Here is a 19,694-nt window from a genome sequence, read left to right as displayed (position 1 = left end):
GAAACCCCACGGCCGGCGCTGGCTTGCCGGGCAAAAGGCCCGCAGCCCTGCACCATTCCTGGTGACGCTTTCGCTGGCAAGCCAGATCCTACCAGGGGGCGCGCGATCATCCGCCGTGGGTGCCGGCTTGCCGGCGAAGAGGCCCGTTAGCCTTGCGCCGTTTGTGGGGGCGCTTTCGCTGGCAAGCCCGCGCCTACGCAGGCTGGTCTTTGGGTGGGAGGGGCTGGGGCGCGGGGACGTTGGGCCACAGATCGGCCACCAGGAACAGGCGTTCGGCTTCTTCCCAGTCCCCTTCGGCGGTTTCCTCCAGGCGCACCAGCAATTGCGCCGGGGCCTGGGCGTCCAGTTCGGCAAGCCATTGCTGCAGTTGCCCGGCGGTCCAGGTTTGTTCGACCGGATAGCGGGCCGGAGCCAGCCAGGCGTGGCGGGGCAGGGGTTGCCAGCGCCCCGGGGCGCTCTGGGCCAGGTAGGCCGGCCAGTCCCGTTGATGCAGCCAGCGCCCTCGCAAGTGTCGCGGATGGGCGCCTTCGGGCGGTTCGGCGTGGCCCGGCCAGGGGTAGAGCAGGTAGCCCCCCAGCCACAGGTGGGCGCGAAACTGCTGGATATCCAGCGCCGCCAGGGCCTCGCGGCTTTCGGCGCGGGCGGAAATCGGCAGTTGGTGCTCGTCCAGGTGCGCCAGCTTGCGGTCCAGGCGGTCGTGACAGCCCGGGCCAAGCCATTGCGCGCTGTCGCAGCCGTTGCCGTGCTGCGGGCCCAGGTAGAGCTTGATCGCCAGCTCCAGGTGATGCACGCCTTCGCGGTCGCGCAGCAGCATGTCCAGCTCGCCCAGGGTCTGGCCGCCACGGCGGATCGGCAAGTTGGCAGCCAGCAGTTCCACGCCCGGCGCATGCTGCACGGCAAATTGCCAGAGGCGTTCGTAGTACAGGCCCAGGCGCCGGGTCCGACCCTGATTCAGCCAATGGCGCAAGGCGCGGTTGTCCAGATCCTGGCATCGCAGCCAGTGGGCCAGCAGTTGTGGCGCCAGCACCCAGTCGCTGCCGGCCAGAGGGTGGCGCTGTGGCCAGGGCGTCTGGCTGAGCATCGGCGGCGCGAGGATGACCCAGGCGAGGTCGCGGACTTCAGGTTGACGCAACTGGCGGGGGAGGCTGAGCAAATCCGGGAACAGGAGCATCTTGCGAGCATAGACGCAAACCTGCGCCGTTCGCGATAAATGCGTGCCACTCGCAGTTGCGTCGCCTGCTCCTAAGCACCAGTGGCTGAAAGGATTTTGTCTAACGCCGGGTTTCGCCCATAATCCTCCGTTTCGCCCGTACCCGAATTCCGCAGGAGCCCCATGGAGCAGTTTCGCAATATCGGCATTATCGGTCGCCTGGGCAGTTCCCAGGTGCTGGACACAGTTCGCCGACTGAAGAAGTTTCTGCTGGCGCGCCACCTGCACGTGATCCTTGAAGACACCATCGCCGAAGTGCTGCCGGGCCACGGTCTGCAGACCTCCTCGCGCAAGCTGTTGGGCGAGGTCTGCGACATGGTCATCGTGGTCGGCGGCGACGGCAGCCTGCTGGGCGCCGCCCGGGCCCTGGCGCGGCACAATATTCCGGTGCTGGGGATCAACCGCGGCAGCCTGGGCTTTCTCACCGACATCCGCCCCGATGAGCTGGAAGTCAAGGTTGCCGAAGTGCTCGACGGCCACTATCTGGTGGAAAACCGCTTCCTGCTGCAGGCCGAAGTCCGTCGCCATGCCGAGGCCATCGGCCAGGGCGATGCGCTCAACGACGTGGTGCTGCACCCGGGCAAGTCGACGCGGATGATCGAGTTCGAGATCTACATCGACGGCCAGTTCGTCTGCAGCCAGAAGGCCGACGGCCTGATCGTCGCCACGCCTACCGGTTCCACGGCCTACGCGCTGTCCGCCGGCGGCCCGATCATGCATCCCAAGCTGGATGCCATTGTGATTGTGCCGATGTACCCCCATACCTTGTCTGGAAGGCCGATCGTGGTCGATGGCAACAGTGAGCTGAAAATCGTCGTGTCCAAAGATATGCAGATCTATCCGCAAGTCTCCTGTGACGGGCAGAACCACTTCACCTGTGCCCCGGGCGACACCATCACGGTCAGCAAGAAGGCGCAGAAGCTGCGCCTGATCCATCCGCTGGACCACAACTACTACGAGGTCTGTCGGACCAAACTCGGCTGGGGCAGCCGACTGGGCGGTGGAGGCGACTGATGCTCGATCCCGCGCGTAGCTACGACCTGATCGGTGACGTGCACGGTTGCGCCCTGACCTTGGAGCACCTGCTGGATCGGCTCGGTTATCACAAGCAGGGCGGTGTCTGGCGGCACCCGTCGCGCATGGCGGTGTTCCTCGGCGATATCATCGACCGCGGCCCGCGTATCCGTGAGTCCTTGTACATCGTTCACGACATGGTCGAGGCCGGCCAGGCGCTGTGCATCATGGGTAATCATGAGTTCAATGCCCTGGGCTGGAGCACGCCGGCCGCAGCAGGCAGCGGCAAGCAGTTCGTTCGCGAACACACCCCGCGCCATGCCCGACTGATCCACGAAACCCTGACCCAGTTCGAACACCACCCTGGCGACTGGCACGACTTCCTTGAATGGTTCTATGAACTGCCGCTGTTCGTCGATGCCGGGCGTTTCCGCGTGGTGCACGCCTGCTGGGATGCCGGCCTGATCGCCCCGCTGCGCCAGCAGTACCCCAACGGTTGTATCGACCGCGAGTTCCTCCAGGCCTCGGCGCTGCCCGACAGTTTTGCCAGCACCGCCTTCGATCGCCTGCTGCGCGGCACCGACATGCGCCTGCCCCACGGCCTGACCATGACCAGCGGTGACGGCCTGACCCGGGCGTTCTTTCGCACCAAGTTCTGGGAAGACGACCCGCAGACCTACGGCGACATCGTCTTCCAGCCCGATGCCTTGCCCGATCCAGTGGCGCGCACGCCATTGTCCCCGGCGCAGAAGAACAGCCTGCTGCGCTACGGCCCTGACGAACCGATGCTGTTCGTCGGCCACTACTGGCGCAGCGGCAAGCCGGCGCCGATCCGGCCCAACCTGGCGTGCCTGGACTACAGCGCGGTGCTCTACGGCAAGCTTGCCGCCTATCGCCTGGACCAGGAAACCCACCTGGATCCGAATAAATTTGTTTGGGTCGACGTCGAGCGACCGGAGGTGGTGCGATGAGCCTCTGTACCGGGCCGCGGTCTTCTCGCCAGGGTTTTAAATTGCATCTGTCAGTCAAAGGAAGTAGCCATGGATGATTCGATGCTGGATCAGTTGGAGACCGCCCTGCGCGCGTCTCCCGGTAACCAAGCCCTGCTCACGTTGCTGCTAAAGGCTTGCCTGGAACGTAGCGACTATGAGCGTGGATTGAGGTTGTTGCCCGAGGATCTGCAGCAATGGGCTGAAGCCGATGAGTTGAAGGCTTTGGCTGCGCAGCTCTACCTGGCCGCCGGCGACCCGGAGAAGGTGCTGTCGATGGCAACGGGTTCGAGTCCGGCGCAGGGGCTGCTCAGGGCGCACGCGCTTGCAGAACTGCAACGCCTCAAGGAGGCCCAGGCCGAGTACCGCGCTGCGATTGAGCAAAACCCGGCGCTTGAAGACATGGCGCTGTGGCGGCGATTGAATGTCTCTGTGGTGGACTTCCCCGGGGCTGAAGGGCGCCCGCGACTGCGGGTTATCTCCAACGACGATACCGACCGCAGCGAAGCTCATCGGTTACTGGTTCCGGAACCGGATACCGTGACCTTTGCCGATATCGGCGGTTTGGATGAGTTGAAGAAGACCATTCACAAAAAAATCATCCTGCCTTATCAGAAACCAGGGTTGTTTCAGCGCTTTCGCAAGCGCGTGGGTGGCGGGGTCTTGCTGTACGGGCCGCCAGGCTGCGGAAAAACCTTGTTGGCCCGAGCTACCGCGGGTGAGTGCAAGGCGAAATTCTTCAACGTAGCGATTTCCGATGTTCTGGATATGTATATCGGTGAGTCCGAGCGCAAGCTGCATGCCTTGTTTGCCAAAGCCCGGGCTGAAGCGCCTGCGGTAATGTTCTTTGATGAAGTCGAAGCGCTTGGTGGCAAGCGTTCCAATACCCGGGAATCGACCTCTTCGAAGCTGGTGAGTCAATTTCTCTCTGAAATGGATGGCTTCAGCAACGATAACCATGGCGTGCTGATCCTGGCGGCGACCAACGTTCCCTGGTCGGTGGACTCTGCATTCCGTCGGCCAGGGCGTTTTGATCGGGTGCTTTTCGTGCCGCCACCCGATCGGCCTGCTCGTGAAAACATGCTGCGGATGATGATGAGCGGTCGGCCGATGGCGCAAGACATCGACTTTGCCTTTCTTGCCAAAAGTACCTCGGGCTTTTCCGGTGCCGACCTGGGCGAGCTGGTCGAAACCGCAGCAGACGAGGCTATTGAGGAGTCCATCAACGAAGGGGCAGAGCAGGCCATCTGCGACCGACATTTCAAGCACGCCTTGAAGGACGTGCGGGCAACAACCCTGGAGTGGCTGACCACTGCCCGTAACTATGCGCGTTATGCCAATGAAGGAAATCAGTACGACGAAGTGCTGAGCTTCCTGGAAAAAAACGGTAAGGGACGCTGATGGCTGCTCATGGAATCTATCGCATCGATGACGAGCCTCGGCCCGGTGCACTGGCTCGATTCGCCGCCGCTCCATTCTGGCCCTTGCTGGCGCTGATGATGGGCGGACTCTGGCTCGGCCTGCCATGGTTTGTTTTCAACTCGATCGCCGTCGGTAGCCCGACCCGGGTTCGCGAGTGGCTTTGGGCCGGTGCCGGCCTGTTGGGCAGCCTGCTTATCGCGTTGCTTCTGATGTGGTTGCTGAGCAGCGGCTACATCGTCAGCAAGACTCAGGTGCAATACGCCTTGCTGGTGATGGTGGTGTGGAAGTTGGCGATTGGCTATGTCTTGTTCACGCTACAGAACGCGACCATCGAGATCTACCAATACTACGGTGGCGTACTCAATCGTTTCGCGCCTCTGGTGGCTCTGGCGGGAGCGTTCGTGCTGAGAGGCTTTGTCCTTGATTTGGTGCCCGTCACCCTATGGTTTCTGGTGATGAGCTGATGAATACCGACTACCTGATTCAACTAGCCTACCAACGATTGCAAGCCGGTAATCCTAACGGTGCCATCGACAGCTTGCGCCAGTCGTTGGCGGAAGACCCTCAGTCGGCCGAGGCTCATGCGCTGTTGGCCATTTGCCTGGTCAACACTCGGCGAGTGCATGCCGCCAGACATGAAGCGGAATTGGCCCTGGTGGCCGATCCCGGCCTGCCTTTGGCGCACTATGCCGCAGCTCAAGTGATGATCGCTCAGCGCAAGTTCAAGCAGGCGCAGCAGCACTTGACGCAGTTGCTGGATATGGAACCGCTGAATCCTGCCTATCACCGCAGTCAGGCTGAGCTCTATCAGTTGACTGGGCATTTGGCCGAGAGCCTCGAGCCTCTGGAAAAAGCCCTGGAACTGCAACCCGACTGCGCCAATAACCTGGTGGCAATGGCTGAGTATTACCGTGCCGTTGGTGATTGGGACAAGGCTCAGCAGTTTGCGCGAGAGGCGCTGCAGGCCGAGCCGGGGCACACCGGAGCGGTTGTGGTACTTGGGCACTTGCTATTGCGTCAGGGGCAAATTGCCGAAGCCCGTGAACACGCGGTTTGGGCACTGCAGGAGGATGCCAACAACGTTGCCGCGTTGCACCTGCTGACAGCAGTCAAGGCACGCAGCAGCGTTTTGTTGGGTTTCTGGTGGCGCCTAAACAACTGGATGGTCGAGCGCGGCTCAACCCGCGCGATCATTGTCCTGCTGGCAATGTTTGTGGTGTATCGCGTTGTCGTCATCAGCGTCACCGCTCAGGGGTATCCGCAGGCCGCCGAGATGATCAACTGGTGCTGGTTGGCATTTGCCATCTATACCTTTGCCGCGCCGCAGATGTTTCATCGTCTGCTTGAAAAAGAATTGCGTCAGGTCAAGCTGTCCAAGGACTTCTAGCCGGGTATTACTTGTCAGAGAACCGCCTTTGAGAGGGTTGTCGGCAGTATCCCGCGGGACCGCCACCGTTTAACTTGCGACATCAATTGGAGAGTGTTCAACATGTCGTCCTTTGTCGAAATGATCGAAAACATCACCCCCGAGATCTACCAGAGCCTGAAGCTGGCGGTAGAAATCGGCAAATGGTCCGATGGCCGCAAGCTCACCACCGAGCAGCGCGAACTGTCGCTGCAGGCGATGATCGCCTGGGAAATGCAGAACCTGCCCGAGGACCAGCGCACCGGCTACATGGGCCCGCAGGAATGCGCCTCGAAGTCGGCGCCGGTGCCGAACATCCTGTTCAAGTCGGATGCCATCCATTGATCGAGATTGGCCGCGGTTCCATCAGCAAAATGTCGGCACGCCTGGACGGGCCGAATGTTCAGTACGCTTTTCGCCTGGGTGACAGCGAGGTGCCGGTCAATCCCCTGATCGGCACTCAGGTGCGCCTGGAATACCTGGGGGCGATCCATTGCAGCCATTGCGGGCGCAAGACCAAGACCAGTTTCAGCCAGGGTTACTGCTATCCGTGCATGACCAAGCTGGCCCAGTGCGATATCTGCATCATGAGCCCCGAACGTTGCCACTACGACGCCGGTACCTGCCGCGAGCCGTCCTGGGGCGAGCAGTTCTGCATGACCGATCACGTGGTCTATTTGGCCAACTCCTCGGGGATCAAGGTCGGTATCACCCGCGCCACCCAGTTGCCGACCCGCTGGCTCGACCAGGGCGCCAGCCAGGCGCTGCCGATCATGCGCGTGGCGACCCGCCAGCAGTCGGGCTTCGTCGAGGACCTGTTCCGTTCCCAGGTGGCCGACAAGACCAACTGGCGCGCCTTGCTCAAGGGCGATGCGGTGGCGGTGGACCTGATCCAGGTGCGCGAGCAACTGTTTGAATCCTGCGCCGAGGGCCTGTTGGCCCTGCAGGAGCGTTTCGGCCTGCAGGCGATCCAGCCGGTGAGTGACATCGAGCCCCTGGAGATCCGTTATCCGGTCGAGCAGTACCCGACCAAGATCGTCAGTTTCAACCTGGACAAGAATCCGATCGCCGAAGGCACGCTGCTGGGCATCAAGGGCCAGTACCTGATCTTTGATACCGGCGTGATCAACATTCGCAAATACACGGCCTATCAGCTCGCCGTGCATCAGTAGAAGGAATTCGCCATGCGCACCGAACAACCGAAGATGATTTACCTGAAGGACTATCAGGCCCCCGAGTACCTGATCGACGAGACCCACCTGACCTTCGAGTTGTTCGAGGACCACAGCCTGGTCCATGCGCAGCTGGTGATGCGTCGCAACCCGGCCCGTGGCGCCGGTCTGCCGCCGCTGGTGCTGGACGGCCAGCAGTTGGAGTTGCTGTCGGTGAGCCTGTCCGATCAGTTGCTGAGCGCAGGCGATTATCAGCTGGACGACAGCCACCTGACCCTGCACCCCACCAGCGCCAGCTTCACCCTGGACACCAGCGTGAAGATCCACCCGGAAAGCAACACCGCCCTGGAAGGCCTGTACAAGTCCAGCGGCATGTTCTGCACCCAGTGCGAAGCCGAGGGCTTTCGCAAAATCACCTATTACCTCGATCGTCCGGATGTGATGAGCAAATTCACCACCACCGTGGTGGCCGAGCAGCACAGCTACCCGGTATTGCTCTCCAACGGCAACCCGATCGCCAGCGGCCCCGGTGAAGAAGGCCGGCACTGGGCGACCTGGGAAGACCCGTTCATGAAACCGGCCTACCTGTTCGCCCTGGTGGCCGGCGACCTGTGGTGCGTGGAAGACAGCTTTTGCACCCAGAGCGGGCGCGACGTGGCGCTGCGCATCTATGTCGAGCCGGAAAACATCGACAAGTGCCAGCACGCGATGAACAGCCTGAAGAAGTCCATGCGCTGGGACGAAGAAACCTACGGTCGCGAATACGACCTGGATATCTTCATGATCGTTGCGGTCAACGACTTCAACATGGGCGCCATGGAAAACAAGGGCCTGAACATCTTCAACTCCAGCGCCGTGCTGGCCCGCGCCGAAACCGCCACCGATGCCGCGCACCAGCGGGTCGAGGCGATCGTTGCCCACGAATACTTCCACAACTGGTCGGGTAACCGCGTGACCTGCCGCGACTGGTTCCAGCTGTCGCTGAAAGAAGGCTTCACGGTGTTTCGCGATGCCGGTTTCTCCGCGGACATGAACTCGCGCACCGTCAAGCGCATCCAGGACGTGGCCTATCTGCGCACCCACCAGTTTGCCGAAGACGCCGGCCCCATGGCCCACGCCGTGCGCCCGGAAAGCTTTATCGAGATTTCCAACTTCTACACCCTGACCGTGTACGAAAAGGGTTCGGAAGTTGTCGGCATGATCCACACCTTGCTCGGCGCCGAAGGCTTCCGTAAGGGCAGCGACCTGTACTTCGAGCGCCATGACGGTCAGGCGGTGACCTGTGACGATTTCGTCAAGGCCATGGAAGATGCCAACGGCGTCGATCTGACCCAGTTCAAACGCTGGTACAGCCAGGCCGGTACGCCACGGCTGGCGGTCAGCGAGTCCTACGACGCGGCGGCCAAGACCTACAGCCTGACCTTCCGCCAGAGCTGCCCGCAGACCCCGGACAAGGTGGAGAAACTGCCGTTCGTGATCCCGGTGGAGCTGGGCCTGCTGGACTCGAAAGGGGCGGGCATGGCCCTGCGCCTGTCCGGCGAAAACGCCGCCCAGGGGACTTCCCGGGTGATCTCGGTGACCGAGGCCGAACAGACCTTCACCTTCGTCGATATCGCCGAACAGCCGTTGCCGTCGCTGCTGCGGGGCTTCTCGGCACCGGTGAAGCTGAACTTCCCCTACAACCGCGACCAACTGATGTTCCTCATGCAGCACGACAGCGACGGTTTCAACCGCTGGGACGCCGGCCAGCAGTTGGCCGTGCAAGTGCTGCAAGAACTGATTGCCCAGCATCAGCAGGGTCAGGCGCTGGTGATGGACGAACGTCTGGTGACCGCCTTGGGCACCGTGCTGGCCGACGACAGCCTGGACCAGGCCATGGTCGCGGAAATGCTGTCCCTGCCGGGCGAGGCCTACCTGACCGAGATCAGCGAAGTGGCGGAGGTCGAGGCGATCCATGTGGCTCGCGAGTTTGCCCGTCAGCAACTGGCTGACAGTCTGTTCGATGCCCTGTGGAAGCGCTATCAGGCCAATCGGCAGGTGTCCAAGGCCACGGCTTATGTGGCTGAGTCCGAGCACTTTGCCCGTCGCGCGCTGCAGAACATTGCCCTGTCGTACCTGATGTTGACCCGCAAGCCCGAAGTGTTGGCGGCGGCCATCGAACAGTTCGACAGCGCCGACAACATGACCGAGCGCCTGACCGCCCTGGCGGTGCTGGTCAACTCGCCGTTCGAGGCCGAGAAGGCCCAGGCTCTGGCAGTGTTCGCCGAGCACTTCAAGGACAACGCCCTGGTCATGGACCAGTGGTTCAGCGTCCAGGCCGGCAGCCCGTTGCCGGGTGGCCTGGCGCGGGTCAAGGCGCTGATGCAGCACCCGGCGTTCAACCTCAAGAACCCGAACAAGGTGCGCGCGTTGGTGGGGGCTTTTGCCGGGCAGAACCTGATCAACTTCCACGCGGCCGACGGTTCGGGTTATCGCTTCCTGGCGGATCTGGTGATCCAGCTCAACGGCTTCAACCCGCAGATCGCCTCGCGGCAACTGGCGCCGCTGACCCGCTGGCGCAAGTACGACAGCGCCCGTCAGGCGCTGATGAAGGGCGAACTGGAGCGCATCCGTGCCTCCGGCGAGCTGTCCAGTGACGTGTTCGAAGTGGTGAGCAAAAGCCTCGCCTGACGGCGGCAGCGGCTACACCAGTAGCCGCTGCTGAGCCTGCGAAGCTGCGCCAAGGTCCGCAGGACCTTGCTTGGCGATCGCTGTCATACCTCTGTCGGTCTTGAGATCGATGCGTCCCTGCGACGCAGTGCCGCCCAGACCGTTCGCAGTCTGCGGCAGCGGCTACAAGGGAGGGAGTGCGCTGCTCAAGTCGTGGTGATAGTTCTGCATGCCAATGGCATGCAGGATGCCCACTCGCTCAAGCTTGGCATGAACCTTCAGGTTGGCTTCGCACAGTTTCACCACTATCCCGCGCTTTTGTAGCTGGCCTATCACTTCCTCCAGGGTCTGCAGGCCCGTAATGTCCATGAACGGCACATGCTTGAGGCGGATGATCAGCACCTGTGGGTCGCTGTGAGTCTGCGCGAGGGCCCGTTCGAAGGTCTCGGCTGCGCCAAAGAACAATGGCCCTTCGATGGTGTAGACCAGCACGCCCGGCGGTAGATGTCCCCGACCCTTGCCGTGCAGTTCATTCTCCAGATCCGCCTCCACCACCTGCTGCACCTCCACCGAGGAGGCCATGCGCCGCAGGAAGTGCAGCATTGCCAGGATCACCCCAATGTTCACCGCGATCACCAGGTCGCTGAACACCGTGAGCACGAAGGTGCACAGCAGGATCGCCACGTCGGCGCGTGGTGCCCGTTGCAGCATGCGCTTGAAGTGGTGCAACTCGCTCATGTTGTAGGCCACCACGAACAGAATCGCCGCCAGGGCGCACAGAGGGATGTTCGCTGCCAGTGGCGCGAGGAACAAAATGATCAGCACCAGCACCACCGCGTGGGTAACGCCAGCCAACGGACTGTTGCCGCCGTTGCGAATATTGGTGGCGGTGCGGGCAATGGCGCCGGTGGCGGCAAAACCGCCGAACAGCGGCGTGGCCAGGTTCGCGATGCCCTGGCCGATCAGTTCCTGGTTGGAGTCGTGGCGGGTGCTGGCCATGCCGTCTGCCACCACCGCAGATAGCAGCGACTCGATGGCTCCGAGCATGGCAATGGCGAAGGCCGGACCAATCAGGTCCAGGACCCGGGTCAGGCTGACCGGAGGCAGTTGCAGCTCGGGCAGACCCTGGGGGATGCCGCCGAAGGCACTGCCGATAGTGGCCACGCCCTGGAACTGGAACAGCGACTGCAAGACGGTGGCCAGGATCATGGCCACCAGGGGAGCCGGAATGCGCTTGAGCGATGCCACCCTCGGCACCCACAGCAGCACCGCCAGGCTGAGCACGGCGAGCAAGGTGGTGGCCAGGTGCAGTTCGGGCAGGGCTTGCAGCAGGTGCCAGAGTTTTAGGTGAAAGTACTCGCCCTGGACGGCAGGCAGACCGAAGAAGTCTTTCCACTGGCTGACCCAGATGATCACCCCAATGCCGGCGGTGAAGCCGAGAATCACCGGGTCCGGGATGAACTTGATCAACGCCCCCAGGCGGCTGATGCCCAGCAGAAACAGGATGATTCCGGCCATCATGGTGGCCAGTTGCAGGCCGTCGACGCCGTACTTGGCGGTGACCCCGGCCAGAATCACGATAAACGCCCCGGTGGGGCCGGCAATCTGCAAGCGGCTGCCGCCGAACAGCGATACCAGCAGCCCGCCAACGATGGCGGTGTAGATCCCTTGCTCGGGCTTGACTCCAGATGCGATGGCGAACGCCATGGCCAGGGGCAGCGCCACCACCCCGACCACCACCCCGGACAGCAGGTTGCGCGCCCAGTGTTTGGGGCTCAGCAACCCGGCTTTCCACGCCTCGCGTATAGCAATCATGGCTCACTCCTGAAGGTCGGCGGGCGCATTGCCCACGCCGCTCATCATAGTCAACGCCAGGGGGTGGACGCCTTTGCGCTGGATCAGTCTTTAGTCGTGTGGGGCTCACCCGCACCGTGCAGGTCGGCAAGATTCAACTAGATTGGAAAGGCTTTCGGCACTCGGGCGCATGTTCGTCATGCGCGGTTGGGCTTTTGATCAGCGCAGCGAATGCCGGCGTATTCAGGAACTCGGATAGGGATGGTGATTAACAAAAGATAACGCTGCGTTGATTGTCAGACCTTTCGAAAGCCCGATAGGATAGCTCGCAGCCGAAGGGGCTCTAGATTGCAGGTTTCAGGACGATCGTCGAGATTGTTACTGTTTGCGAAGACCCTGGACGGCGCCCTGAGAGGTCAAGTGACCTGACAATAATAATGGGGGAATGGTCTATGAGTGAGCCTGTCATGGGTGTGGTTGTTGGCCGCCCGCCGGCGCTGCGCACGTTCGCACTGCTGGCTACAGCGCTCTCGCTGTTGGGTGTCGTGACGCTGTCGACGCCGGTTCTGGCCGCTGCCAACGCAGCGGATACTGTCTATTCCATCAAGTCGTCCAAGGCCGAGAAAAGCTTGATGCTTGATGTGGTCCACGCCGGCAAGCGCCTGGTAGCCGTGGGCGATCGCGGACACATTCTTTATTCCGATGACCAGGGGCAGACCTGGACCCAGGCCAAGGTGCCGACCCGGCAGATGCTGACGGCGCTGTATTTTGTCGATGAACAGCACGGTTGGGCAGTGGGGCACGATGCCCAGGTGCTGGCCAGCAGCGACGGCGGTGCGACCTGGAGCCGGCAGTTCCAGGACCTCAAGCGTGAGTCGCCGTTGCTGGATGTGTGGTTCAAGGACACTCAGACCGGCTACGCCGTCGGCGCCTATGGCGCCTTTCTGGAAACCACCGACGGTGGCCAGCATTGGGAGGACGTCAGCGAACGTCTGGACAATGAAGACCAGTTCCACCTCAACGCCATCACCGAAATCAAGGGCTCCGGCCTGTTCATCGTCGGTGAGCAAGGCAGCATGTTCCGCTCCGCCGATGGTGGGCAAACCTGGGAGCGTCTCGAAGGTCCCTATGAGGGCTCGCTGTTCGGGGTGATTGGCACTGGCCAGCCGGCCACGCTGCTGGTCTACGGCTTGCGCGGCAACCTCTATCGCTCCACGGATTTTGGCGGCACTTGGGAGCAGGTGCCGTTGAAGGCCGCTCGTGGCGCCCTGGAGTTCGGCCTGTCCGGCGCCACGCTGCTGGATGACGGTTCGCTGGTGATCGTCGGCAACGGTGGCAGCGTGATCCGCAGCACCGACCACGGCCAGAGCTTCAGTGTGTTCAACCGCCAGGATCGCGTCTCGTTGTCGGCGGTGGCGGCCGCCGGCAATGGCCGACTGATCCTCGCGGGGCAGGGCGGGGTGCGGGTTTCTGCAGCAACGGGCGCTGAACTCGGCCAATAAGCCGGGCACATAATAAGAAGGTGGGGAATTCCATGAGCAGTCATCACCAGGACAAGGCGAATTTTCTAGAGCGCCTGATTTTCAACAACCGCCCGGCAGTGATCTTCATTTGCCTGCTGGTCAGCGTTTTCCTGTTCTGGCAAGCGACCCTGATCCGGCCGTCCACCAGTTTTGAAAAAATGATCCCGCTCAAGCATCCGTTCATCGAACGGATGATGGAGCACCGCAACGATCTGGCCAACCTGGGCAACACCGTGCGTATTTCGGTGGAAGCCCGCGATGGCGACATTTTCACCAAGGATTACATGGAGACGTTGCGGCAGATCAACGACGAGGTGTTCTACATCTCCGGCGTCGATCGCTCGGGGCTCAAGTCCCTGTGGAGTCCCAGCGTGCGCTGGACCGAGGTGACCGAAGAGGGCTTTGCCGGTGGCGAGGTGATCCCCCAGAGCTACAACGGCTCGCTGGCAAGCCTTGAGCAGTTGCGCAATAACGTCCTCAAGTCCGGTCAGGTTGGGCGTCTGGTGGCCAATGATTTCAAGTCCAGCATTGTCGAGATACCGCTGTTGGAGTCCTACCCGGACCCGAAGGATCAGGGCAAGCTGCTGGCCCTGGACTACCAGAATTTTTCCCATCAGCTTGAAGAGAAGATCCGCGACAAGTTCGAGGCGCAGAACCCGAATGTGAAGATCCACATCGTTGGCTTCGCCAAGAAGGTCGGTGACCTGATCGATGGCCTGATCATGGTGGTGATGTTCTTCGGCGTGGCCTTCATCATCACCCTGGTGTTGCTGTACTGGTTCACCTGGTGCATCCGCAGCACCATCGCGGTGCTGATCACCACCCTGGTGGCGGTGGGCTGGCAGTTGGGGCTGATGCACTTCTTTGGTTTCGGGCTGGATCCTTACTCGATGCTGGTGCCGTTCCTGATCTTCGCCATCGGCATTTCCCACGGGGTGCAGAAGATCAACGGGATTGCCCTGCAATCGAGCGACGCCGACAATGCCCTGACTGCAGCGCGGCGCACCTTCCGGCAATTGTTCCTGCCAGGGATGATCGCGATCCTCGCCGACGCCGTGGGCTTCATCACCTTGTTGATCATCGACATCGGGGTGATCCGCGAGTTGGCCATCGGCGCCTCCATCGGTGTGGCGGTGATCGTGTTCACCAACCTGATCCTGCTACCAGTAGCGATTTCCTACGTCGGCATCAGCAAGCGCGCCATCGAACGCAGCAAGAAGGACGCCTCCCGCGAGCATCCGTTCTGGCGCCTGCTGTCGAATTTTGCCAACCCCAAAGTTGCCCCGATCTCCGTGACCCTGGCCCTGGTGGCCTTTGGTGGCGGCCTCTGGTACAGCCAGAACCTGAAGATCGGCGACCTCGATCAGGGCGCTCCCGAACTGCGTCCCGACTCGCGCTACAACAAGGACAACAACTTCATCATCAGCAACTATTCCACCAGTTCCGATGTGCTGGTGGTGATGGTCAAGACCGCGGCCGAAGGCTGTTCTCGCTATGAGGCCATGGCGCCCATCGACGAATTGATGTGGAAGATGCAGAACACCGAGGGGGTGCAGTCGGCGATCTCTCTGGTGACCGTTTCCAAGCAGATGATCAAGGGCATGAACGAGGGCAACCTGAAATGGGAAACCCTGTCGCGCAACCCGGACGTGCTCAACAGCTCCATTGCCCGGGCCGATGGTCTGTACAACAACAACTGCTCGTTGGCGCCGGTGCTGGTGTTCCTCAACGATCACAAGGCCGAAACCCTGGATCGCGCCGTGCATGCGGTGCAGGCGTTCGCCAAGGAGCACAACAAGGACGGCCTGGAGTTCATCCTTGCCTCCGGTAACGCCGGGATCGAGGCAGCCACCAATGAGGTGATCAAGGAGTCCGAACTGACCATCCTGATCCTGGTGTACCTCTGTGTGGCCACCATGTGCATGATCACTTTCCGTTCCTGGGCGGCGACCCTGTGCATTGTCCTGCCGCTGGTGTTGACGTCGGTGCTGGGTAACGCACTGATGGCGTTCATGGGCATTGGCGTCAAGGTGGCGACTCTGCCGGTGGTGGCGCTGGGGGTGGGCATCGGGGTCGACTACGGCATCTATATCTACAGCCGCCTGGAGAGCTTCCTGCGTGCCGGATTGCCGTTGCAAGAGGCGTACTACCAGACCTTGCGCTCCACCGGTAAAGCCGTGCTGTTCACCGGCCTGTGTCTGGCCATCGGCGTGTGCACCTGGATTTTCTCGGCCATCAAGTTCCAGGCCGACATGGGCCTGATGCTGACCTTCATGCTGCTGTGGAACATGTTCGGCGCCCTGTGGCTGCTGCCGGCGCTGGCGCGGTTCCTGATCAAACCGGAAAAGCTCGCCGGGCAGAAGGGCAACTCACTGTTCGCTCACTGATCCGGGCCTTTTGAACACCAAGCCGCACCCTCGGGGGCGGCTTTTTCATGCCTGCTCCTGGGCATCGACAGGCTGGCGCAGCAAAGCATTTCCAGGTCCCTGCGGCAGCGCTCGCAGGCTGCAACGGCGCCAAGCGCTGATTGCGCGTAATACGGCCCCGATCCTTGGGCGCCGATCAGCTATGATTGCGCCTTTCCAATTGATGATTGATCGCTATGACCGCTGCTACCGACACCTTGCTCACCGCCCTTGACGCCTGCGACATGCTGGAAATCGACGGCTTGCACGCTTTCGATTTCACCCTCGATGAGCAACGCCTGCTGATCGAATGCATGGATGGTCGCGCCGCCAAGCGCTGGAGTTTTACCTTGGCCCAGTTGCAGGCCGCGACTTTCGATCAGGCGCTGCAGAGCTGGACCCTGGTCGGCGATTCTGGTGAGCACCGCTTGGTGTGCATGAGCGCGTTCAGTGCCCGTGACGAAGAGGAGGGTGAGCATGAAGATGCGTAATGTCTGGCCCCTGTTGATGGCTGGGAGTGTCGGTGCCATGTCGGTTCAGGCTGCACCGGCCGACACTCAGGAATTTCTGGTGGGCTCCTACACCCAAGGGCAGAGCCAGGGCCTGTATCGCCTGAACTTCAATGCCCGCACCGGGCAGATCAATCCCAAGCCGTTGCAGGTGGTCAACAGCTCCAATCCGTCCTGGCTGACCTTGTCCAGGGATTTGAAGTTTGTCTTCGTGGTGAATGAAAACAGCCCCGGCCATGCCGACCCTGTCGGTAGGGTCAGCAGCTACAGCCTGGCGCCCAAGACGCATCGATTGAACCTGATCAACCAGGTCCAGAGTCAGGGCAATGACCCTACCCATTCCAGCTTGAGCGTCGACGGCAGTTATCTGTTTGTCAGCAACTACTCAGTGGATGTCGACCCAGGTGGCAGTCTGGCAGTGGTGCCGGTCAGCGCCGAGGGCCATTTATCGCCAGTGGTGCAGCTCAGTAGTCATCCAGGCAGTCGGGTCGACGCCGAGCGTCAGCAGTCGGCCCATGTGCATTCGTCGACGTCCTCGCCGGACGGCAAGTTTGTCTTCGCCAACGACCTGGGGGCGGACAAGATCTTTGTCTACCGTTACGACCCCAAGGCCAACCCGGAGCGTCCACTGAGCCCCGCCGAGCCGGCTTTCGTCCAGTTGCCGCCGGGTAGCGGCCCGCGTCACTTGCTGTTCAGTGCCGATGGCAAGCGTGCCTACCTGACCCTGGAAATGAGCGCTCAGGTAGCGGTCTTCGACTATCAGGACGGTCAGCTGACCCAACGTCAGTTGCTGGATCTGGCCGCCAGTGGCGCCAAGGAGAAAAAGTCTGCGGCGGCCTTGCACGCCTCCAAGGATGGCCAGTACCTGTATGTCAGCAACCGTGGCACCGCCAACCAGTTGCTGGTGTTTGCCATCGACCCGAACAATGGTCAGCTCAAAGAGATCCAGCGCCGTTCCGTGGAGGGCGATCACCCGCGAGAGTTCAGCCTTGATCCGAGCAACCGCTACGTGCTGATCGGCAACCAGAAGAGCAATGAGATCGTGGTGATCGAACGCGATGCCAAGACCGGGTTCCTCGGCAAGACAGTGCAGAAGCTGCCCTTCGACGCCCCCAGCGATATCAAGTTTCTGGTGCGTCAGTAAGCCACAGGCCTCGGTGTCCGGTGCCTGACGGCTTCCATCAATCACGCTGATAATAGCTACTGCCGCAAAGCATTTTTTCCAGCCAACCCTCGGGAGTAAGTTTGCTCAACAGCCCACACGGGCAAGCAAGCCAACTGAATCCGAGGGTTATACCGATGAACTTCAATCTCTTCTCCGTGATCGCCGCCTCGGCCATTTCCGCCAGCGTGGCCCTGCCTGCCAGCGCCAACGTGGAAATCAGCCAGAAGAAATCCAGCACCAACACCTACACCCAGAAATACCTGCAACAAAGCGCCCACTTCTACGCCGCCCTGGATCACAAGAGCCACGGCTGACCGGGTCGCTTTACGCCTATGCTGGCGAGCCAGCTGGCATGTCCAGCGCGATATCCACGTTGCCCTGGAACCACTGAGTTCCTCGCACCCTTCGCGCCCAAGCCTGCATGGCTTGCCGAGCTTAGATCGACAAGGTCTGCTCCATCTCATAGGGAAGGGCGCAAGGGGAGGGCTGGTTCGGCATTAGTAACTGGCCGACTGAGTGGGTCGATGGCGAGATACCGTATCTCAGCAGTTGTTCTCGGTGCAGCGAAAGCAGGTTGCTGGCGTTGCTCTGAGCTACTTGTTTTGTTTGTGTTTTTTGGGGGGGGAAGGGTGGACTTTGGATGAAAACGGTCGTTTGTGACGGGCATCTGCTTACGTCCGATTCTGTTGAAAAAGTAGCTCCCCTATTTGGCCTGCGGCAAAATTGCTGCATTGGCCAGCAGGGAAGCACGCAGCATGATGGGCCAGTTATCGAGTGGGCAGGATCGGCTGTTTTACTCGTTCAACCTTGAAGACCACATTCCCGCCAATCACCTTCTGCGCAGCGTTGATCTGTGTCTCGATCTGAGCGACCTGCGCCATTACCTTGCCGATTTCTATAGTCCGATTGGACGTCCGTCGATTGATCATGAACTGATGATTCGCATGCTGATCGTGGGCTATTGCTACGGCATTCGCTCCGAGCGGCGGTTGTGCGAAGAGGCCCATTTGAACCTGGCGTATCGCTGGTTCTGCCGGTTGAGCCTTGAAGATGAAGTCCTTAATCACTCGACCTTTTCCAAGAACCGACACGGCCGCTTTCGGGACAGTGATCTGTTTCGCTGGTTGTTCAATGAAGTGCTGCGTCGCTGCATGGAGGCAGGTCTGGTCAAGGGTGAAGGATTTGCCGTGGACGCCAGCATCATCAAAGCGGATGCCAGTCGGCAGCGCGGCGTACCAGGTGATGAACAGGTCAATTGGAGCGATCCGGCCCTGAGCACCCGCGCCGTGTGTGAGTACCTTGAAGCCCTCGATGAAGAGGCTTTGGCCGAAACGCTACCGAAGCGCCTGTCGCTGACGGATCCTCTGGCCCGCTGGACCGCAGCTCCAGGTGGCCCAGCGTTCTACGCTTACTCCACGAATTATCTGATCGATACCGAGCACGGTGTGATCATGGATGTGGAACCCACACCGGCTCATCGCACGGCCGAGGTCGAGAGCACCAAGATCATGATTGACCGGGTCGAGACGCAGTTGGACATCAAGTCGAAACGCCTTATTGGCGATACCGCTTACGGCACTGCGCCGATGTTGGCCTGGATGGTGGAGGAAAAAGACATCGAGCCGCACGTGCCGGTGTGGGACAAAACCGAGCGCAAGAACGACAGTTTCTCGAACACCGATTTCCACTGGAATGAAGAGACTGAGGAATACCGCTGTCCGTCCGGCAACGCATTGCGCAGCGGATGGCGAGCCTTCAAGAATGAGCGTTCACACGTCACCAAGGCCAACACCATCATCTTCCGATCCCGGCAGGCCAACTGCGTTGAATGTCCGATGAAAGCCCGATGCTGCCCGAACACTGCGTTCTGCAAGATCGCTCGCAGCGTCCATGAAGCCGCACGTGATGTGGCTCGGCAAATCGCAACGACACCGGCGTATGTGCGCTCTCGCCACGAACGTAAAAAGGTCGAAATGTTGTTTGCCCACCTCAAGCGCATCCTGAAATTGGATCGCCTCCGCCTACGTGGCATGAGTGGCGCGACTGATGAATTCACGCTGGCCGCGGCGGTGTAGAACCTGCGACGGCTGGCCAAATTTGCCTCTCAAGGGCCTAGAACAGATAAGGAGCTGGCAGAGCGGGCCCTCAAGGCATGCACCGCCATTGATGACGCCAATGGGTAGGGTGTTTGCGACGCAATCCACACCCATGGCAAATTTTGCTTGGTAGTATCACATCGCCATATGTTTAAATTTGGCGCTGAATTATTGACTCTTTCCCGAGCAAGGATCGATAGCATGGTAATGCGTCTGGCTGTGGTGCTGCTGTTGCTCTATTCCACTCCCATCCTGTCTTCCGCGCAGCCTGTCGAAGGTGAGCCGGAAACTTCCCGAGAGCGCTTGACCAGCCTGTTGCAGGACTGAAACGCTTTCGAGCG

General features: G+C 61.0%; 17 protein-coding genes. 15 read left to right on the top strand and 2 right to left on the bottom strand.

Annotated features, from left to right (window positions below; translation table 11 throughout):
- Positions 1–193 precede the first annotated feature (193 nt).
- Positions 194–1,171 (bottom strand): DUF1853 family protein, encoded by a 978-nt coding sequence (locus PLD_RS05825; protein WP_178116124.1) that lies wholly within the window; start codon positions 1,169–1,171, stop codon positions 194–196.
- A 162-nt stretch (positions 1,172–1,333) separates the two neighbouring features.
- On the opposite strand from PLD_RS05825, the gene PLD_RS05820 reads away from it, so the two are divergent.
- The 8 genes from PLD_RS05820 (at position 1,334) to pepN (ending at position 9,882) form a co-directional block, all read left to right on the top strand.
- The gene (locus tag PLD_RS05820) at positions 1,334–2,224 is read left to right on the top strand and encodes an NAD(+) kinase (protein WP_007920913.1); all 891 of its coding nucleotides are present in this window, start codon (positions 1,334–1,336) and stop codon (positions 2,222–2,224) included.
- On the top strand, positions 2,221–3,195 hold the full coding sequence (locus PLD_RS05815; RefSeq protein WP_178116131.1) for a metallophosphoesterase: 975 nt from the start codon (positions 2,221–2,223) through the stop codon (positions 3,193–3,195). Before PLD_RS05820 ends, PLD_RS05815 begins: the two co-directional genes overlap by 4 nt.
- 69 nt (positions 3,196–3,264) lie before the next feature.
- Positions 3,265–4,614 (top strand): 26S protease regulatory subunit, encoded by a 1,350-nt coding sequence (locus PLD_RS05810; RefSeq protein WP_159890705.1) that lies wholly within the window; start codon positions 3,265–3,267, stop codon positions 4,612–4,614.
- Entirely contained in the window at positions 4,614–5,099 is a 486-nt protein-coding gene (locus tag PLD_RS05805; protein WP_159890703.1) for a hypothetical protein, read from the top strand. Before PLD_RS05810 ends, PLD_RS05805 begins: the two co-directional genes overlap by 1 nt.
- Positions 5,099–6,022 (top strand): lipopolysaccharide assembly protein LapB, encoded by a 924-nt coding sequence (locus tag PLD_RS05800; protein WP_159890701.1) that lies wholly within the window; start codon positions 5,099–5,101, stop codon positions 6,020–6,022. Before PLD_RS05805 ends, PLD_RS05800 begins: the two co-directional genes overlap by 1 nt.
- 102 nt (positions 6,023–6,124) lie before the next feature.
- Entirely contained in the window at positions 6,125–6,385 is a 261-nt protein-coding gene (locus tag PLD_RS05795) for a YeaC family protein (RefSeq protein WP_159890699.1), read from the top strand.
- On the top strand, positions 6,382–7,212 hold the full coding sequence (locus PLD_RS05790; protein ID WP_159890697.1) for a DUF2797 domain-containing protein: 831 nt from the start codon (positions 6,382–6,384) through the stop codon (positions 7,210–7,212). Before PLD_RS05795 ends, PLD_RS05790 begins: the two co-directional genes overlap by 4 nt.
- A gap of 12 nt (positions 7,213–7,224) precedes the next feature.
- Positions 7,225–9,882: an aminopeptidase N gene (gene pepN / locus PLD_RS05785; RefSeq protein ID WP_159890695.1), complete on the top strand. Its 2,658-nt coding sequence runs from the start codon at positions 7,225–7,227 to the stop codon at positions 9,880–9,882.
- Between the two features lie 162 nt (positions 9,883–10,044).
- Here the strand turns inward: pepN and PLD_RS05780 are convergent, their stop codons facing one another.
- Positions 10,045–11,676, bottom strand: a complete 1,632-nt coding sequence (locus tag PLD_RS05780) for a SulP family inorganic anion transporter (RefSeq protein ID WP_159890693.1) — start codon at positions 11,674–11,676, stop codon at positions 10,045–10,047.
- A 431-nt stretch (positions 11,677–12,107) separates the two neighbouring features.
- On the opposite strand from PLD_RS05780, the gene PLD_RS05775 reads away from it, so the two are divergent.
- The 7 genes from PLD_RS05775 (at position 12,108) to PLD_RS30605 (ending at position 19,680) form a co-directional block, all read left to right on the top strand.
- The gene (locus tag PLD_RS05775; RefSeq protein ID WP_159890691.1) at positions 12,108–13,157 is read left to right on the top strand and encodes a YCF48-related protein; all 1,050 of its coding nucleotides are present in this window, start codon (positions 12,108–12,110) and stop codon (positions 13,155–13,157) included.
- 32 nt (positions 13,158–13,189) lie between these two features.
- On the top strand, positions 13,190–15,565 hold the full coding sequence (locus PLD_RS05770; protein ID WP_159890689.1) for an RND family transporter: 2,376 nt from the start codon (positions 13,190–13,192) through the stop codon (positions 15,563–15,565).
- Positions 15,566–15,780: 215 nt separating this feature from the next.
- The gene (locus tag PLD_RS05765; protein ID WP_159890688.1) at positions 15,781–16,074 is read left to right on the top strand and encodes a DUF5629 family protein; all 294 of its coding nucleotides are present in this window, start codon (positions 15,781–15,783) and stop codon (positions 16,072–16,074) included.
- Positions 16,061–17,236 (top strand): lactonase family protein, encoded by a 1,176-nt coding sequence (locus PLD_RS05760; protein ID WP_159890686.1) that lies wholly within the window; start codon positions 16,061–16,063, stop codon positions 17,234–17,236. The genes PLD_RS05765 and PLD_RS05760 overlap by 14 nt, the downstream gene beginning before the upstream one ends.
- A gap of 155 nt (positions 17,237–17,391) precedes the next feature.
- Positions 17,392–17,571: a hypothetical protein gene (locus PLD_RS05755; protein WP_159890684.1), complete on the top strand. Its 180-nt coding sequence runs from the start codon at positions 17,392–17,394 to the stop codon at positions 17,569–17,571.
- Between the two features lie 441 nt (positions 17,572–18,012).
- On the top strand, positions 18,013–19,332 hold the full coding sequence (locus PLD_RS05750) for a transposase (RefSeq protein WP_159890682.1): 1,320 nt from the start codon (positions 18,013–18,015) through the stop codon (positions 19,330–19,332).
- A gap of 222 nt (positions 19,333–19,554) precedes the next feature.
- Positions 19,555–19,680: a hypothetical protein gene (locus PLD_RS30605; protein WP_256674552.1), complete on the top strand. Its 126-nt coding sequence runs from the start codon at positions 19,555–19,557 to the stop codon at positions 19,678–19,680.
- Positions 19,681–19,694 lie beyond the last annotated feature (14 nt).

The organism is Pseudomonas sp. LD120 (genome assembly GCF_009861525.1).
Lineage (GTDB): Bacteria > Pseudomonadota > Gammaproteobacteria > Pseudomonadales > Pseudomonadaceae > Aquipseudomonas.
Note: the sequence above shows the minus strand (reverse complement) of the source record. Positions and strands in the feature narration are given on the sequence as shown.

Bases quoted from the DNA above. Each gene is read 5' to 3' on its own strand.
- PLD_RS05755 (WP_159890684.1), top strand. From the start codon at position 17,392: ATGAACTTCAATCTCTTCTCCGTGATCGCCGCCTCGGCCATTTCCGCC.
- PLD_RS05805 (WP_159890703.1), top strand. From the start codon at position 4,614: ATGGCTGCTCATGGAATCTATCGCATCGATGACGAGCCTCGGCCCGGT.
- PLD_RS05800 (WP_159890701.1), top strand. From the start codon at position 5,099: ATGAATACCGACTACCTGATTCAACTAGCCTACCAACGATTGCAAGCC.
- PLD_RS05770 (WP_159890689.1), top strand. From the start codon at position 13,190: ATGAGCAGTCATCACCAGGACAAGGCGAATTTTCTAGAGCGCCTGATT.
- PLD_RS05750 (WP_159890682.1), top strand. From the start codon at position 18,013: ATGATGGGCCAGTTATCGAGTGGGCAGGATCGGCTGTTTTACTCGTTC.
- PLD_RS05820 (WP_007920913.1), top strand. From the start codon at position 1,334: ATGGAGCAGTTTCGCAATATCGGCATTATCGGTCGCCTGGGCAGTTCC.
- PLD_RS05795 (WP_159890699.1), top strand. From the start codon at position 6,125: ATGTCGTCCTTTGTCGAAATGATCGAAAACATCACCCCCGAGATCTAC.
- PLD_RS05775 (WP_159890691.1), top strand. From the start codon at position 12,108: ATGAGTGAGCCTGTCATGGGTGTGGTTGTTGGCCGCCCGCCGGCGCTG.
- PLD_RS05765 (WP_159890688.1), top strand. From the start codon at position 15,781: ATGACCGCTGCTACCGACACCTTGCTCACCGCCCTTGACGCCTGCGAC.
- PLD_RS05760 (WP_159890686.1), top strand. From the start codon at position 16,061: ATGAAGATGCGTAATGTCTGGCCCCTGTTGATGGCTGGGAGTGTCGGT.
- PLD_RS30605 (WP_256674552.1), top strand. From the start codon at position 19,555: ATGGTAATGCGTCTGGCTGTGGTGCTGCTGTTGCTCTATTCCACTCCC.
- PLD_RS05780 (WP_159890693.1), bottom strand. From the start codon at position 11,676: ATGATTGCTATACGCGAGGCGTGGAAAGCCGGGTTGCTGAGCCCCAAA.
- pepN (WP_159890695.1), top strand. From the start codon at position 7,225: ATGCGCACCGAACAACCGAAGATGATTTACCTGAAGGACTATCAGGCC.
- PLD_RS05825 (WP_178116124.1), bottom strand. From the start codon at position 1,171: ATGCTCCTGTTCCCGGATTTGCTCAGCCTCCCCCGCCAGTTGCGTCAA.
- PLD_RS05810 (WP_159890705.1), top strand. From the start codon at position 3,265: ATGGATGATTCGATGCTGGATCAGTTGGAGACCGCCCTGCGCGCGTCT.